Origin of the sequence: Streptomyces endocoffeicus (assembly GCF_016741935.1) — a bacterium.
In the GTDB taxonomy this organism is placed as follows: Bacteria; Actinomycetota; Actinomycetes; order Streptomycetales; family Streptomycetaceae; genus Streptomyces; species Streptomyces endocoffeicus.
On sequence record NZ_JAERRG010000021.1, the window covers coordinates 154051 to 170817 of the forward strand.

12 protein-coding genes are annotated in these 16767 nt (G+C 67.4%); 2 read left to right on the forward strand and 10 right to left on the reverse strand.

Translation table 11 applies throughout. The annotated features are described in order from the left end of the window. Positions 1-395: 395 nt before the first annotated feature. The 6 genes from JK364_RS38260 to JK364_RS38285 all read right to left on the reverse strand — a co-directional run bounded on the left by JK364_RS38260 (position 396) and on the right by JK364_RS38285 (position 6416). Positions 396-1802: an NAD(P)/FAD-dependent oxidoreductase gene (locus JK364_RS38260; protein ID WP_201856004.1), complete on the reverse strand. Its 1407-nt coding sequence runs from the start codon at positions 1800-1802 to the stop codon at positions 396-398. After that, positions 1799-2974: an ABC transporter ATP-binding protein gene (locus tag JK364_RS38265; RefSeq protein ID WP_201856005.1), complete on the reverse strand. Its 1176-nt coding sequence runs from the start codon at positions 2972-2974 to the stop codon at positions 1799-1801. The genes JK364_RS38260 and JK364_RS38265 overlap by 4 nt, the downstream gene beginning before the upstream one ends. Then, complete coding sequence (locus tag JK364_RS38270) at positions 2964-3755, reverse strand: ABC transporter permease (RefSeq protein WP_201856006.1); 792 nt, start codon at positions 3753-3755, stop codon at positions 2964-2966. Before JK364_RS38270 ends, JK364_RS38265 begins: the two co-directional genes overlap by 11 nt. Further along, the gene (locus tag JK364_RS38275) at positions 3752-4630 is read right to left on the reverse strand and encodes an ABC transporter permease (protein ID WP_201856007.1); all 879 of its coding nucleotides are present in this window, start codon (positions 4628-4630) and stop codon (positions 3752-3754) included. Before JK364_RS38275 ends, JK364_RS38270 begins: the two co-directional genes overlap by 4 nt. Before the next feature lie 3 nt (positions 4631-4633). Then, complete coding sequence (locus tag JK364_RS38280) at positions 4634-5653, reverse strand: ABC transporter substrate-binding protein (protein ID WP_201856008.1); 1020 nt, start codon at positions 5651-5653, stop codon at positions 4634-4636. 169 nt (positions 5654-5822) lie between these two features. After that, positions 5823-6416 (reverse strand): helix-turn-helix domain-containing protein, encoded by a 594-nt coding sequence (locus JK364_RS38285; protein ID WP_201856009.1) that lies wholly within the window; start codon positions 6414-6416, stop codon positions 5823-5825. A gap of 307 nt (positions 6417-6723) precedes the next feature. Here JK364_RS38285 and JK364_RS38290 point away from each other — a divergent pair, with 307 nt between their 5' ends. Continuing rightward, a complete protein-coding gene (locus tag JK364_RS38290) occupies positions 6724-7164 on the forward strand; it encodes an Lrp/AsnC family transcriptional regulator (RefSeq protein WP_201856010.1) in 441 nt (146 codons plus the stop codon). Positions 7165-7231: 67 nt separating this feature from the next. Beyond that, positions 7232-10189 carry an aminotransferase gene (locus tag JK364_RS38295; protein WP_201856011.1) on the forward strand — a complete coding sequence of 986 codons (2958 nt, stop codon included), beginning with the start codon at positions 7232-7234 and terminating at the stop codon, positions 10187-10189. Positions 10190-10456: 267 nt separating this feature from the next. Here the strand turns inward: JK364_RS38295 and JK364_RS38300 are convergent, their stop codons facing one another. From JK364_RS38300 to JK364_RS38315, 4 genes are all read right to left on the reverse strand, one after another. Further along, complete coding sequence (locus tag JK364_RS38300) at positions 10457-11668, reverse strand: SGNH/GDSL hydrolase family protein (protein WP_201856012.1); 1212 nt, start codon at positions 11666-11668, stop codon at positions 10457-10459. Positions 11669-11731: 63 nt separating this feature from the next. Further along, positions 11732-13444 carry a glycoside hydrolase family 71/99 protein gene (locus JK364_RS38305; RefSeq protein ID WP_201856013.1) on the reverse strand — a complete coding sequence of 571 codons (1713 nt, stop codon included), beginning with the start codon at positions 13442-13444 and terminating at the stop codon, positions 11732-11734. A gap of 168 nt (positions 13445-13612) precedes the next feature. Next, positions 13613-15610, reverse strand: a complete 1998-nt coding sequence (locus JK364_RS38310) for a DUF2264 domain-containing protein (protein ID WP_201856014.1) — start codon at positions 15608-15610, stop codon at positions 13613-13615. Beyond that, positions 15607-16590 (reverse strand): hydroxyacid dehydrogenase, encoded by a 984-nt coding sequence (locus tag JK364_RS38315; RefSeq protein ID WP_230993115.1) that lies wholly within the window; start codon positions 16588-16590, stop codon positions 15607-15609. The genes JK364_RS38310 and JK364_RS38315 overlap by 4 nt, the downstream gene beginning before the upstream one ends. Positions 16591-16767 lie beyond the last annotated feature (177 nt).

Consider the following 16767-nt stretch of genomic DNA (forward strand, 5'->3'; position numbering starts at 1 on the left):
AGAGGCCGTTCATCGCCCACACCGCGCGCTTCCTCATCGAGGCCCGCAAGCCCGCCTGACACCGGCCGACCGCGACGCCTCGAGCTGCGCCACCCAGCTCATTCCACCAGCAGGCGATCTTCGTTATCACGTCGGCGCGGCAGGCCACGGCGCACTTCCACGCGGGGTTGGCTGCGCCCGCCTGCCCGGGGCGGCAACCGGCGGCGAGCGCCCGGCGTAGCTTGCAGTCCTGGTAGACGGCTGGTCGGCGGCGAGCTGGGACCCGGCGGCAGGCCGCGAGGGTCTTGCGAGCGGGGCGGGTTTGGGGCGTGCGGGAGGCAGGCCGGCGCTCGAAGCGTCGGCGAGCGAGGCGATGGCGGGGATGAGGGGCGAGTCCATGAGGGGTGGTTTCCCCTTCAGCGTCCGCTGATGATGTCGGCGGCTCGTGCGATGACGGAGGTGTGCCTCAGCCCGGAGTTCTCGTGCCGGTCGGCGGCGCGGTAGGCGACGTAGAGGCTGCGCACACCGAGCCAGCGCAGCGGCTCCGGTTCCCAGCCGCGCACCGTGCGGTCAACCCAGGGCAGCCGGGTGAGGTCGGTGTGTTGGCGCAGGATGAGGTCGCGGAGGGTGCGTCCGGCGAGGTTGGCGGTGGTCACGCCGTGCCCGACGTAGCCGCCCGCCCAGCCCAGTCCGGTGCGCTCGTTCAGGTGGACGGTGGCGCACCAGTCGCGCGGCACGCCCAGTACTCCGGACCAGGTGTGGTCGATGGCGACGCCTTCGGTGGCCGGGAAGTGCTGTCTGAGGATGGTTTGCAGCTGGAGTTGGGTGGCGGTCTTGGTCTCGCCGCGTTGGTCGACGTGGGAGCCGAACATGTACGGGATGCCGCGTCCGCCGATGGCGATGCGGCCGCCGGTGGTGCGCTGGATGTAGCAGTAGGAGTGGGCCTCGTCGCCGATCAGTTCGGCGCCGCGCCAGCCGATTTCCTCCCACCCGGAGGCGGGCAGCGGCTCGGTGACGATCATGCTGCTGTTCATGGGCAGCCAGACCCGGCGGTGGCCGCGCAGCCCGGCGGTGAACCCCTCCAGGCATCGGATGACGTATGTCGCCTTGACGGTGCCGTGGACGGTGACCGCCCGGCGCGGGTGGATCTCGGTGACCTCGGTGCCCTCGTAGACGGCGACGCCCATCCGTTCGACCACGTCGGCCAGGCCCCGCACCAGCTTGGCGGGCTGGATGCGGGCGCAGTGCGGGCTCCACTGGGCGCCGCGGGCGCCGGCGACGCGGACCCGCTCGGCGAGCTGGTCGCGGTCGAGTTCGATCAGATCGTCCTCACCCCACCCCTCCGCGCGCAGTGACGGTAGCCGTTCGCGCAGCCGTCGCTCCTGGGCGGCGTTGGTGGCGACGTGCAGCAGACCGTCCTTCTGGATGTCGGCCTCGATTCCTTCCTCGGCGGCGACCTGGATGACCTCGTCGACGGAGGAGAACATCTCGCGTTGCATGGCGATGGCCGCCTCCTGGCCGTGCGCCTTTGCGTAGCGGCGCATCTGGCCGGGCGGCTCGGCGCTGAGCCAGCCGCCGTTGCGTCCGGAGGCGCCGAAGCCGGCGAACTCCTTCTCCAGGATGGCGATGCGCAGGTCGGGCTGGGCCTGCTTGAGGTAGTAGGCGGTCCACAGGGCGGTGTAGCCGCCGCCGACGAGGGCGACGTCGACGTCCACATCGCCGGGCAGGGCGGGGCGGTGGGTGGGGACGCCGACCTCGCGGAACCAGAAGGAGACGTCGCCGTTGACGAAGGTGGGGCTGGTGGCGAGGGAGGTGGAACTCATCGTCCGCTCTCTTCCGCGCTGGCGGCGACCGGGATCCGGTCGCCGGAAGTGGGTGGGGGCGTGGTGTCGGATGTGTCGTCGAGCAGGACGCCCCGTTCGACGTTCCAGACCACGGTGACCTCGTCGCCGCGGCGCACCCCGGACAGCCGGTCGGCCTGTTCACGGGCCAGCAGCACGGTGCCGTCGGGCAGCGCGAGTTCGAGCTTGCGCCCGGAACCCAGGTAGATCTCCTGGGTTACCCGGGCGGGCAGCGCGTTGGCACCGGGGTCGATCGGTGCCGTGGTGGGCTGCACCCTCATGTGCTCGGGGCGGACCACGATGGCGGCCGCGCCGCCCGCGGCCGTCCGGCCCGCGACGCGCAGGGTGTGGTCGCCGATCCGCAGGCAGGAGCCGTCGCCGTCCGGCTCGACGCGTCCCCGCACGGTGGAGGACTCGCCGAGGAACTCGGCCACGAAGAGGCTGCGGGGCTTTTCGTAGAGTTCGCTCGCGGTGCCAACCTGTTGGATGGCCCCGTCGTCGAAGACGGCGATGCGATCCGAGAGGGCCAGCGCCTCTTCCTGGTCGTGGGTGACGAAGACGAAGGTGGAGCCGACCTCCTGGTGTACCCGCTTGATCTCCAACTGGAGGGATTCGCGCAGCTTCTTGTCGAGTGCTCCCAGCGGTTCGTCCATCAGCAGCACGCTCGGCTCGTATACCACGGCCCGAGCCAGGGCGACCCGTTGCTGCTGGCCGCCGGAGAGTTCGCTCGGCCTGCGGTGGCCGTAGCCGCCGAGCCGCACCGTCCCCAGAGCCGCTTCGACCATCTCGGTGCGGCGGGCCTTGGGTACCTTGCGCTGCTTGAGAGGGAAGGCGACGTTTTCCGCCACGGTCATGTGCGGGAAGAGCGCGTAGTGCTGGAAGACCATGCCGATGTCGCGCCGGTGCGGCGGCAGGTCCTGCATCTGCTTGCCGCCGATGGTCAACGTGCCGGACGTGGCGGCGGTGAACCCCGCGACGATGTTGAGGGTGGTGGTCTTGCCGGAGCCGCTGGGGCCCAGCAGGGTCATGAACTCGCCTGGTTCGATGACCAGGGAGATATCGTCGACGGCGACGGAGTCCGCGTACTCCTTGCGCACCTGCGCCAGTTCGATGCGGGCTCCGCGCGCCTTGATGAGGCTGGTCTCAGCGGACACGGTTCCTCCTGGCGGTGGCGAGGGTGGCGGCCAGCACGAGCACCGTGGTGAAGACGATGATCAAGGTGGCGGCCGCGGCGATGGTGGGGTCGGTGTCCCGGGTCACGCTGCCGAACATCTTGACCGGCAGGGTCTGCAGATAGGGGCTCTGGATGAACAGCGAGACCACGACCTCGTCGAAGCTGGTGACGAAGGCGAACAGGGCACCGGAGACGACGCCGGGGGCGATCAGCGGCAGGGTCACCTGGCGGATGGCGCCCCACCGGTTGGCACCGCAGATCAGTGCGGCATCCTCCAGCCGCCGGTCGAAGCCGCGCAGGCTCGCCGTCACCGGGATGATCACGAACGGCAGGGCCAGCACGGTGTGGGCGGTGACGAAGCCGAGCCCGGTGCCCAGCAGGTTGTACTGGAGGAAGAGCGCGTACACGCCGATGGCGACCACCACGGTCGGCACGATCATGGGTGCCAGCAGCAGTCCGTACGATGCCTTCACCCAGCGCGAGCCGGACCGTGTGAGGGCGATCGCGGCGGCGGTGCCCAGGGCGGTGGCCACCACGGCGACCAGGACGCCGACCTGGAGCGAGGCGAGCAGCGCGTCGGTCCACTGGGGGTCGGTGAAGAAGTTGGTGTACCAGCGGGCGGACCAGCCGCTCGGTGGGAACACCAGGGAGGCCTTGTCGGTGAAGCTGAGTGGGATCACCACCAGCGTCGGCGCGATGAGCCAGCAGCCCACCAGGGCGCTGAACGCCCACAGCGCGAGCCGCGCGGGTCCGGGCCTCATCGGGCACCTCCCCGGGTACGGGTGAATCGCAGGACGATGCCGACCAGTCCCAGCAGGACCAGCGTCACCGCCAGCAACACCACGCCCATCGCTCCGCCTCGGCCCCACGCCAACAGCCCGTTGACCTGGGTGAAGATCTGCTGTGAGATCAGCGCCTGGTCGGGCGAGCCCAGCAGCGCCGGGGTGATGTAGAAGCCGAGCGAGGTGATGAACACCGTCAGCGCGCCGGCGCCGACCCCGGGCAGCGACAACGGCACGAAGACCCGCAGGAACGCGGTGGCCGGGCGTGCGCCCATGCCCTGCGCGGCGTCGAGGAGCCGACGGTCGATGCCGCTCATCACGGCGTACAGCGGCAGCACCATGAAGGGCATCAGTACCTGGGACATGCCGATCACCACCCCGGTGGTGGTGCGGATCAGCTGCAGCGGGCCCAGGCCAACGGTGCCGAGGAGTTGGTTGACCACGCCGTTGTCCTGGAGCAGCACCACCCAGGCGAAGGTGCGCACCATCAGGCTGGTCCAGAACGGCAGGAGCACCAGCAGGGTGAGCCAGATCCGCGCGCGGGCGCCGACCACGGTCATCAGGTAGGCGTACGGGTAGGAGAACACCAGCGTCACCAGAGTGACGACAGCGCCGACGGCCAGTGTGCGGATCAGCGTGGCGAGGGCGACGTCACTGGTGAAGAACCAGGAGTAGTTGCCCGCGCCGGGCGTCGGCTCGGTGATACTGCGCCAGGCCATCAGGCCCAGCGGCACCAGGAAGAGTACGGCCAGCAGGGCCACCGCGGGCAGCAGGAGCCAGCCCCACCGGCCGCCGACGCCCTTGCGGGGTCGGCCGCCGGTGGCCGGGGAGGTGATGTCCATCAGAGCTGTCATGGATCACCGCGCCAGCCAGTCGGACCACTTCTGGATGATCTGCTCCTGGTTCTTCGCCCACCAGACGTTGTCGACCTTGAGCGCTTGCGCCTGACGGCCGGGGGCGGTGGTCAGGTACTGCGCGGCGAGCTTGTCGATCTTGGGTTCGGCGTCGGAGTTGATCGGAGAGTAGGAGGTCAGCTCGGTGAGCTTGGTCTGCTGCGCGGCGCCCAGGTAGTAGTTGATCAGCGCCATGGACGCCTTCGGGTTTATGGCGCCGACAGGGACGGCGAGGGAGTCGGAGACCGGTAGGAACTGGTTCCACTGCGGTGCGAAGTGGGCGCCGTTCTTGACCGCGGCGTAGGCGCGGCCGGACCACACCATGGCCATGGAGACCTCGCCGGACTCCAGCAACTGCTGCGAGCGGGCACCGGTGTCCCAGAAGACCAGCGACGAGCGGACGCTCGTGAGCTTCTTGAGGGCCCGGTCGACGTTCAGTGGGTACAGCCGGTCGGGAGCGACTCCGTCGGAGAGCAGCGCCGCCTCCAGCGCACCCGGGGACGCGTCCGACGGGATGCCGGGTATGGCACGCTTGCCAGGGTATTTGGCGGTGTTGAAGAAGTCCGCCCAGTTCTTGGGCGGGTTGCCGCCGAACTTCTTCTTGTCGTACATCAGGACCACGCCGTAGCTCATGGCCGGCACCGAACACTTGCCTCCCATGCCCTTGGGCAGCTTCGAGGTGTCGACGATGGTGGTGTCGAGCGGCATCAGCAGCTTGCCGCACTCGCGCTTGGCCCAGAGCGTATCGGTGTCCACCACGTCCCAAGTGACGTTCTTGGCGTCGACCTGGGTCTTGATCTTGGTGTAGTCGGTGGGACCGTCGGAAAGCACCTTCGCCCCCGACTCGGCGGCGAACGGTTTGACGGCGGCGGCCTCCTGGCCGTCCTGGAAGATGCCGCCGTAGGAGGCGAAGGTGAGAGTGACGCCGTCGAGCGCGTCCTTCTTGACCTTGCCCGCCTCCGCCGGTCCGGAACCGAGGTCCACGTCGGCGTCGGCAGGGCTGGTGCCGATGCAGCCGGTGAGGGTCAGCAGCAGTGCACCGGCGGCAGCGGTACATCCTATGATTTTGTGTGATAAAGGAGGATCGTCGAGGGGAGGGGCGAGGTACGGCTATGAGGAATGGGCGGACGCGGCGGGACGCGGCCGCAAGGGGTCAGGCCGGGGTCGGTGGGCTGATGATCCAGAGGATTTCGGCAGCTGTGTCGTGGATGTTGGCCACGCGGTGCGGCACCGAGGTTCGGTACTCGATGCTGTCGCCGGCTTCCAGGTCATGGGCGCGGCCGTCGAGTTCGAGCCGCACGGCGCCGCTGATGACGAGGAGAATCTCCTGGGAGTCTCCGTGGGTATAGGCGTCGTCACCCGTGGAAGCCCCTGGGTCGAACTCGCCCGCGTAGACCTCCACATGCCTGAACGGGGGATGTGAAATCAGTGTTTTGCGACTTCCGGGAGCGGCGTGCAACATGGGCCGGTCGGCCCTCCGTGTCACTCGCGGGCCCGGGGCGCTGTCCTGGTCGAACAGATGGGCCACGGTGATGCCGAGCGCCCCGGCGATCCGCCGCAACGTTCCGATGGAGGCGTTCGCCTGCCCGCGTTCCAGCTGACTGAGGAACCCGGGGCTGACGGGGGCCGCCTCCGCCAGGGCGCGTAGCGACATGCGCCGCACCATCCGGTACTCCCGGATGCGAGCGCCCAGGGCCGTGTCGGTGGTGAAGTCACCGGCGGGGCCTTGCGTTGGGCGATCGGCCATCAGCGAACACCTGATTCATCTTGAGCGAACAGTTTGTTCGATGGGATGGCATGGACCGTACGCCGGGGTGACCTGTCCCACAAGGCCATCGGTCCGCCGTCACCGAAACGTGACCCGCTCGCGGCACGCGCTCGCCACGCCCGCACCGCGCGAGCCTGTGGGTGCCGGAAACGGGGGGCAGCTCTGCTTGGCACGTCAGACTGCGCTCGATTGCGCCACCGGGACAGTTGATTCGATCGATGAATGCGGGCATTGCGCTCGAATCTATTGCGTGTTTTCCTGTTTCCGCAGAAGGAAGAGGTGATCCATGGACGACACCGATCGGGCCATCCTGCGGGAGTTGCAGGCCGACGGTCGTATCCCCTATGCCGAGCTCGGGCCGAAGGTGGGATTGTCGGCTTCGGCTGCGAGGCTGCGGCTGCAGCGGTTGATCGACACCGGGACGGTCCAAGTCGTCGGCGTGACCGACCCGATGGCCATGGGCCAGCAGGCGATGGCGCTCCTGGGTCTCTGTATCGAGGGCGATCCCCGGGCGGTGGCCGATGAACTCTCCAGGCACGACGAAGTCGTGTACGCGGTGCTGACTTCTGGCCGCTTCGACCTGTTCGCCGAGATCGTGTGCGGTCGCCCTCGTGATCTTCTGGATTTCATCAACGATGTCGTACGGCCCGTGGAGGGCGTCGCGTCCGTGGAGAACTTCCCCTACTTCGCCATTCACACTCACCGGTTCATGTGGGGAGTCGACTAGAAGCATCCGCGCGCTCGCGCCAAGCCCGCCCACGCCACGCTCCGCTCACCAAGCCGAGGAACCCGGCATGCCGCATGACGAGTACCGCACCATCGACTTCTTCGCCCAGGGCGCGCTTCCCGCGCCGCGGGTGTCACCTGCTCAGGCAGAGCGCATCGCCTCCCAACATCTCGGAATCACCGCCCGTGCGGAGGCACTGGGAAGCCAGCAGGACGCCAACTTCCTGCTGCGCTCCGACGTCGGGACACCCCTGGCGGTCCTGAAGATCGCCAACCAGGCCTTCAGCCCGACGGAGATCGAAGCCCAGGACACTGCCGCCGGCCTGATCGCCGCGGCTCACCCGGAACTGCGCATCGCCACCGTCCTGCGCCGCCCCGACGGCTCCCCCCGGCGCGCGAGGGTGGTCAGCGAAGGCGAGCCGGTCATCGCGCGACTGCTGGAGCACCTTCCCGGCGGCCCGCTCTCCGGACCGCGGCACCTGTCCCCGAGCACGGTGGCGGCCATGGGCACGATCGCGGGGAAGGTCAGCGTCGCCCTGCGCGACTTCCGGCACCCGGGCCTGGACCGTGTACTCCAGTGGGACCCGCGGTACGCCGACCGCGTCGTCGCCGAACTCACAGAGCACATCCCCGAGCCCGACCGCCGCACCGCCATCCACACCGCGACCACCGACGCCTGGACGCGGGTGCAGAAGGTCGCCGTTCTGCTGCCCTGTCAGGCCGTACACCTCGACCTCACCGACGACAACCTGATCCGTTCTCCCGCCAGCCGCCTCCCGATGCCCGACGGAGTCATCGACTTCGGTGACCTGACCCGGAGTTGGGCGGTCGGCGAACTGGCGGTGTCGCTCTCCTCGATGCTTCACCACGACGGCGTCGAACCGCACCACGTGCTGCCCGCCATCCGGGCCTTCCACGCCGTCCGGCCGCTCTCCCCGGCGGAGGTCGAGGCGCTGTGGCCGCTGGTGGTCCTGCGCGCCGCCGGCCTGGTCGCCAGCGGCCGCCACCAGGCCGCCGTCGACGAGGGGAACGCTTACGCCGAGGCCGCGCTCGACCGCGAGTGGCGAATATTCGAGCAGGCCACCCACCTGCCACTTCCCGTGATGACCCACCTCATCAAGGACGCGATCGACCGGCCCGACGCGCCCGCTCGCGCCGACGCGCCGGCGCACCCGTTGCTGCGGGGCCTTACCGCCGATGACATCTCCCTTCTCGACCTGTCCACCGGCGCCGACACCCTGGACCACGGAGTCTGGCTCGAAGCGGACACCGAGAACCGGCTGGCGGCCTCCGCGCTCGCCGACGGCGCGGCCGCGGTCGTCACGCGGTACGCGCAGGCGCGACTCACCCAGGCCCCTGCCCTGTCCGCCGCATCTCCCGCGACCGTGGCCACCGGCATCGACCTGTGGCTCGGCCGGGCCACCGTGCTGCGGGCTCCCGGCACCGGCGAGGTCCTCGCCGCGGCGCCCAATCAGCTGACGGTCACCTACGGCCCGCTGGTGCTGACGGTCTCCTTCCCCCACACGGTCCACCCCGTGATCTCCGCCGGGGCGACGCTCCGCGCGGGCGAGGACCTGGCCCACCTCCCTGCCGGGACATGGGTACGTCTTGGGCTGCGCGGCGCCGACGGCCCGACCGTCCCCGCGCGGGTGCGCCCCGAGTACGCCGCCGGATGGCTCGCGCTCACCGCGGACCCTTCCCCGCTCATCGGTCTCCCGGCCGCTGGCCCTGAGGAGCACGCGGACCTGCTCGACCGGCGGGACGCCGTGTTCGCGACCGTGCAGGAGCACTACTACGCCGACCCGCCCCGAATCGAGCGTGGTTGGCGGCACCATCTGGCCTCCGCCGAGGGCCGCTCCTACCTCGACATCGTCAACAATGTCACCCCGCTGGGCCACGCTCATCCACGCGTGGAGCGGGCGGTCTCGCGGCAACTGCGACGGCTCAACACCAACTCGCGCTTCCACTACGCCTCGGTGGTGGAGTTCACCGAACGCCTCGCCGCCCTCCTGCCCGACCCCCTGGACACGGTGTTCCTGGTCAACTCCGGCTCCGAGGCGGTCGATCTGGGCATCCGGCTGGCCATCGGCACCTCCGGGCAGCCCGATGTCGTCGCGCTGCGCGAGGCATATCACGGCTGGACCTACGCCTCCGACGCGGTCTCCACCTCGCTCCAGGACAACCCCAACGCCCTGGCCACCCGCCCAAGCTGGGCCCACACCGTGGATTCGCCCAACTCCTACCGAGGCCGGCACCGCGGGGCGGACGCGGTGCGCTACGGACCCGAGGCGGCCGCGATGATCGACGACCTCGCCGCTTCCGGTCGACCGCCAGGAGCCTTTCTCAGCGAGACCTTCTACGGCAACGCCGGGGGCGTGGCCCTGCCCGAGGGCTACCTCGCCGAGGTGTACGCCGCGGTCCGCCGCCACGGCGGCCTGGCCGTCGCCGATGAGGTCCAGGTCGGCTACGGCCGACTGGGCCATTGGTTCTGGGGCTTCGAGCAGCAACAGGTCGTCCCCGACGTTGTCTGTGTGGCCAAGGCCATGGGCAACGGCCACCCCCTCGGCGCCGTCATCACGTCCAAGGAGGTTGCCGACCGCTACCGTGACCAGGGCTACTTCTTCTCATCCACCGGTGGCAGTCCGGTCTCCAGCGTTGTGGGTCTCACCGTCCTGGACACCCTGCGCGACGAGGACCTCCAGGGCAACGCGGTACGCGTGGGCGGCCGTCTCAAGAGCCGGCTCCAGGCACTGGCCGGCCACCACGACATCATCGGCGCCGTCCACGGCTCGGGCCTCTACCTCGGCCTCGAACTCGTCCGGGACCACGCCACGTTGGAACCCGCCACGGAAGAGACCGCCGAACTCTGCGACCGCATGCTCGACCTCGGCGTGATCGTGCAGCCCACCGGAGACCACCTCAACATCCTCAAAATCAAGCCGCCGTTGTGCATCGACGCCGCCGCGGCCGACTTCTTCACCGACACGCTGGAGCGGGCCCTCACCCAACTCGGCCACCGCCGCTGACCGCTGGAGGCGTTGTCCGGACGACTCCGCCGGCATGGTCCTACTCAGCGATACCCGTGGGCCCGCGGCACATCCCCCAGGCTCTGCGCTCAAGCCAGCGCTTTCCGGTCCACCGGCAGGGCCTGGCGCTGGCCGTCGCCGAGCCGTGAGTACACCTTGGCGAGCCGGACTTGGCGGGCCGCGATGTCGTCCTGGAAGTTGTTGGAGTTGACCGCGCCGAGCCGGATTCCCCGCTCCTCGGCACGCTAGCTGTGCGCACGCTGGGGCTCAGGACTGATCGTGCTTACGGAGGGAGGTGCGGCGTTCAAGCAAGGTGCGATCCCGCTGCAAGTATTTCTGAACCGAAGTCGCTAGGTTGACGGAAATCTTCTCCTGGGCGGCGATGGTTGGATGGGTGCCGTCCGTTGTCTCTGTCGCGATATCAATCCAGCCGGACGTATCGATGTATATCACCTTCGCATCCCCGATGGAATTTCTTGCGCTCACTATTTCGGATATCTCATTCCTGTGAGATCCGTTGAATGGGGTCATTGCGAAGACCGTCGCGTCTGGGTAGTACGCTCTCATGTTTTCGAGGAAGGTGGTATACGCAGGCTTGAAATTCTGCGCCTTTTCGCCGGTTGCAGGGTCGTTTGTGCCGAGATTAATAACAAGATAGTCGGGTGTGTACTGCGAGGTGTCCCATTCCGGAACGCTCGATTCGCCCGAGACGTACTCCGACAGCTTGGTGTAGCGGCTCACCATCCCGGTCGTGTCCGGCCCGCCGGACCCCGCCGCCACCGCTATCCCTCCAAATGCAACGGTATTATGGGAAAGGTTCAGCAGTTCAGGTGCCTTGAAGCTGAACGAATTCCCGAGCGAATTGACCAATCCTGGCCCGATGTACCCCACCGAAATGGAATCCCCCACAAACTCCATGGTTGGCCTTTTGGTGAAGGGTATCGTGCTTGCGCCATGGTCGATCTGGCAGTACTTCATTCTCGGGAAGGATTGCTGGTACTCCGAATAGATCCGCATCGAGTGTTTCCCGCCTTTGAGGCCCGATGCAATGGTCAACGTATCTTTCGCGTTGATATTTCGCTGGAATGCCCCTCCGTCTACGCTGTAGAGAAGCCTGCAAGTATCCTCAAGCGCCACAGAAAGGGAGGTTCCCGTAAAGCTGAGTTCGAGGCCGCTTTCGTAGTATCCGTAGACGTATCCGTTCGGTTTTTCCTTCCATCGGCCCAGGTAATGGATATTCTTATCGCTCATCGGAACCAAACCCTTGGCGTATGACACGGAACCATCCGCGTGAAAGGTCGGTTGCGTGTCAGACGTTGCTGCTGGGCGGATGCCGACGCTAGGACGCCCCGCTGAGACCGCAGGGCCGGGTGTACCCAGAACAATCCCGCCCGCGGCGATTGGTGCTGCTTTAAGCAGCGCCCTCCGGCTGATCCCGCCGGTGCCTCTCTCTCCGAGCTCGTCATCTCGTTCAGGCATACTGCCGTCTCCTTTGATGTGTTTTCGGCGTCCGGGGGGGTCGGTCGACTGGGTGTTCCGGAACTAACTGGTTCGAGGTACTTCTGCGATGGCGTCCAGGCGTAGCGGCCTGCCCGCGTCCCTGATTTCGAACAGTGTCGGGCAGATCCAGCCGCCTTCATCGAATTCGTTCCAGGCGTAGATGAGGACCGTGCTGGCCGACGCATTGTCCGGATGACTATGGTTCCAGGTCACGGCGCCTTGCAGGTGTGTTGCGATTTCCTTGGGTGTTGCCTGTTGTGTCCACTCATCCTTGAACCCCGTATAGTTGGGCTCCCAGGAAAGTGGATAGTCGTACCGTGTGCGCTTGTCCCAACCTGTTGAAACGGTCGGGACGACGCTTCCTGCCGCAGTTGCGTACTGATCCCACAGGCCGGCTTCGGCGTCAGCGAGTTCAGAATACGGGCGGCCATTTTGCTTGCCAGTCGCGTAGCGGCTGACCGCGTCGGCGCCCACGGCGGCCTTGAGGTCGGCCGCGCCCTGTGCGGTCCACGCCATGACCACAATGTACGGATCAGGTAGCCCAGCCTGTGCACAAGCGGCCCTCATCGTGGCCACCTGACCCGCCGTGGCCGTACTGAAGAAGTACACGAGTGGCCGTCCGCCAAGTACGCGCTGGTAATTAGACTCGCTGAACTGTGCCACGAGGTGTGGAAGATTCGTGGCATAGCTGCCGGTGAAGTTGCCGTCCAATATGGCGCACCAGTTGACATCCCCCCTTCTCTTGCTGGAAAGGTACAACTCCCTGGCTCGGGCCAGCGGTTGCTGCGGGTAATAGAGGAAAGCCCAGTAGTCGATTCCGGCATCCTTGGCGTATTGGATCTCCCGGTCCATGACGCCCTGGAGCGTGGCATCGCTATTGACGGACTCGGTCACCCGTGTACTGACATCGTCGATGTAGAGCTCGCAGGGCGAGCCCTCGCTGGTGCCAAAGACGAGAGTGTCGAGCACTGTCGCGGATTCGCGGAACGCCGCATTGCGCACCTTCCGTATCCCGTCCACGAAGATATCGACAAACGGTGCAGCAGCTTCGGGGGGCGTAGGATCGATGACGATCTTGATCGAGTACCACCTATCGCTCTCGATGGCTTGGACAACGTTCCAAGAGCCGTCAGACGCACGGTAGACAAGTTCCTTGGCGCCGGCGTCGCCCCGGGTTGCCAGATCGACGGCGACAGACGAGCCGCCGCTCAGGCTTGCGCTGGCCCCTTGGCCGGCAGCTGCCTCCTTCCACTGCCACTGCACAGTGACAGCACGTTTCTGCGCGGAGAATGTGCGGGCCATTGTCACCGCCGTGGACCCGGACGAGCTCCGCAGGCGAACGGACTTGCCTGTTCTTCCGGACACCTCAACGACGGACGCGTCGGTACCCGTTGGGGCCTTTACGCTCCAACCGGCGGGAGCGGTACCGGTCGTTTCGCCGTCGAAGCTCTGGTCGATCAACACTGGCCGCGGAACCGTGATGTCGGCATAGAAGGGAAGCCGGAAGTGGTACTTGTCCGGCGACAGCGTGCGGTTTACACCGCTTCCGTAGTGAGAATCTCCGCCCACCCAGGCGTCCCATCGAATCGCCCCGACCAGGGTCCTGGTGGCTTGGGGTCCTCGCCCGGCGGCTACGGCCGCAGTCGGCACCGCGAGACCGAGGACGGCACCACCCGACACCGCGGTCGCCACCTTGAGGATGCCCCGGCGACTCGGCTTGCCGGCAGGAGCGGAATCTGAATTATTCGCTGTCATCGTAAATCCCCCTAGAGAGATTGATGCCGGGATCATGTTGGGTAGTTGTCGGACATCTTGCCGACTGTCGAGTTTTCATCGACGACCACGACTGGATCAACGCTTACTTCCTGCCGACAGTTGCCTGGCCGCGACCGGACTCGCTCCGGTGACATCACACAGACAAGGTCAGTAACTGGTGGTCTGCGCCTTCCCGTCGGTTCGGTGCATGGGCAACATGAACGTTGTGGGCTCGGCCTCAGGCCAGGAGACGACTATCCGGTCTCCTTGGCCGGCGATATCTTCCACCGCCACCGCGGGAGCAGGGCCGTGGTCGGCCTGGCGGGACAGTCCGACCACAGCGACGACGATGTCACCGGCAGATACCGTCCGTGTCGCGAGCCACGGCACGCCGGTGTACTCACCGAGGGGGCTGGTTCCCTGATCGACGGCGACGCCGGCTTCGTCCAGTCCACGTACTCCTTGGATGAAGGAACGCAGATCGTCGCGGGCTGTTTCGGCGAACACGGGCTTCTCGTACGTGTCCGAGTCCGACCGGAGCGGGCTGGAGGAGGCGATGGGCCAACCCCCGATGCGAAGTCGCACGGCGGATGTCGGGTTGTCGACTCGCGCCAGTCGCACCTCCACACCGTCACGAACAACGGAAGCGACGGTGAGGACCGGGCCAGGGGTGACAGTACCGGCGGGGCCCGTTCCGGGGTTCGGGCCGGTCTCGTCGGCTGCGTCTATCCAGTGCACAGGCCCCTGCGAGGCGGCGACGAGCACACCGTCCGCCAGTTCCTGTGCGAGCAACGTACGGAACCCGCTTCGATGACTGGCCCTGCCGGTGGCGTCGAGCAGTACCACTGTGTTGTCGACCGGATTGGTGACGGACGGGCCTGTGAGTGAGGGCGAGGTCGCCGTGGAGTAGCCGAGCCGGGTGTAGAGCGGGGAGTCGGCGGTGGCTTCTCCGGGGCGTGAAATGTCCGTGCCATGGTTGAGCACGGTGACGAAGCCGTCCGACTGGCGGGCGGACACCAACCAGCCGGGTGCCTCGACCACACGGGCGATGTCGCCCGACTCGATGGGCAGTGGTTGCTCGACATCGGTCCACACCGCGTGGTCGGACGGAAGGAGCAGGCCGAGCATGCCTTTCGCCGCCCAGTACGGAGAGCCCGGCCCCGAATAGGACTGGCGTATCCGGGGCCAGGGACCGTGCCATCCGAGGCTGAGCAGGCCGTCCGGTTCGAGTGCCCCGTGCTTCGCGAAATGCGAGACGATTCCGCTGGCCGCGCGCCGGAGCAGTCCGGGCGGTTGCCGGCCCGAGCCGGTGATCGCGGACACCCACAGTGGGGCGGCCGCGGCGAAGCGATAGGTGAGGCTGCGACCTTGAAACAGGGGTGCGCCATTGGCGCCGATGAGGCGCAGTACGTCATCGGTGTAACGACTCAGATCCGCAGCCCACTGGTCACGGAGAGGTGGCGGGCACAGCGTTCCGGTGACGTCGAACAGGCGCGTCCACAACATCGGGTACAGGTGCAGTGCCCAGCCGTTGTAGTGGTCGAACAGCCGGCCGTGCCCGTCGGCCAGCCAGCCGTTCGCCGCCCGTAGCGATGCGTGAAGCGCGAGGCTCTCCTCGATCTCCGTGGCGGACCAAGGGCCCCCGACCTCGCGGAGGAATGATTCCACGATGATGCGGAACCATGTCCAGTTGTTCTGCGGATACCACTGTCCGAGCACGGCGGACAGCCAGTCGACGGTCTGCTCGCGAACGCGTGCGTCCAGGTGGTCCCACAACCAGGGTCGAGTCGCCTGAAGACTCAGTGCGATGGAAGCGGCTTCCACCTTCGCCTGGTGCAACCCGTCGTCGGGACGTGGCCAGGCTTCCGGCGACGCCGGATTCGTGCCCGCGGCCAGGCCCTTGGCGTATCTCTCAAGGTAGTTCCGCGGATCGTCACCGCCGCGGCCGGCCACGAGGAAGCCTGCGATCAGAAACGTGCGGGCGAACCCCTCCAAGCCGTCGGAGATCGGCCCGCTGCCGCCGACCGGACCGGGAAGGTCTATCCGGGCGCCGCCGGGGGAGCGGTAGGGCTCGACGGCGGTCAGCATCCGGTCCGCGAGCCGCTCCCAGTGTTCCCGTGTCCATCCGGTGTGCGGGGAGCGGGTGAAGTCGAGTGGGCTCGTCATGCTTGTACCGCCAGGCTCTCTCGGGTGACGGGGTGCAACGGGGGAAGTCCCGCCGCGTACCGCTCGAGTTCGGTGAGTGCCGCATGCGCCATGGTGTGTGTCTCTGTCCCCTGGGATCCTGCTATGTGCGGGGTCAGCAAGACGTTGGGAAGGTCGTAGAGGGGAGAGCCTGCGGGAAGCGGCTCGGGATCGGTGACATCGAGGATGGCGTCCAGCCGTCCCGACGCACAGGCGTGTTCGAGTGCCGTGGTGTCCACCAGTGCCCCGCGGGCCGTGTTGACCAAAGTGGCACCCGGCCGAAGCCTCGCCAGTTCTGCCGCGCCGATCATGTGCCGGGTCTCGGGCAGCAACGGCGCGTGCAGTGACAGGACATCGGCGCGCGGCAACGCCTCAGCCATGTCGAGCAGTTCGGCACCTGCCGCGTGCACCTCCGCGGGGTCCGCGAACGGATCCACCACGAGAGTCGGTCCCTCGTGCAGCGTCCGCAGGAGGGCTGCCACGCGGCGTCCGATCCTCGAGAAGCCCACGATCACGACGGTGCGGTCGCGCCCGCTCAACTCGCCCCGGCGATCCCGGTAGGTCACGTCCTCCCGGTACTTGCGAGCGTCCTGGGCCAGGAAGGGAACCTTCTTGAAGGACCACAACACGGCGGCCAACGTGTACCGGGCAACGGGCTCCGCGTTGGCGTCCGCGGCGGTGGTGACCACGATTCCGCGGTCGAGGACCCGTTCGTCGATATGCCCCCGCACGCTGCCGGCGGCGTGGAAGACGGCACGCAGTCGCGGCGCGGCACTGAGCACGTCGGCGTCGAGCGGCGGGCATCCCCACGAGGTGATCAGCACCTCCACTTTCGCCAGCCGGGAGCGAACGCCCTGGGAAGTCAACTCATCGGTCACCAGCGGCTCGGCGACCGTTGCGGCAGCACGGAGACGTACGAGCTCGGGTTCACCGAACTGAAGGCGCAGGGAGTCACGCCCCATGGCCAACAGCGTTTCCGGGCGGCATCCACGCGGCTCATCGGCGACAGGGCCGTGCGCTGGCGGCTTGTGCATTACAGCCCCCTTACCAACGGCGTGGCTGTCACGGGAACCGGGTGTCGAACTTGGTACATGAACCTGGGCCATTGCTCTGTCACGAACGTGATGTTATTGAAGGGG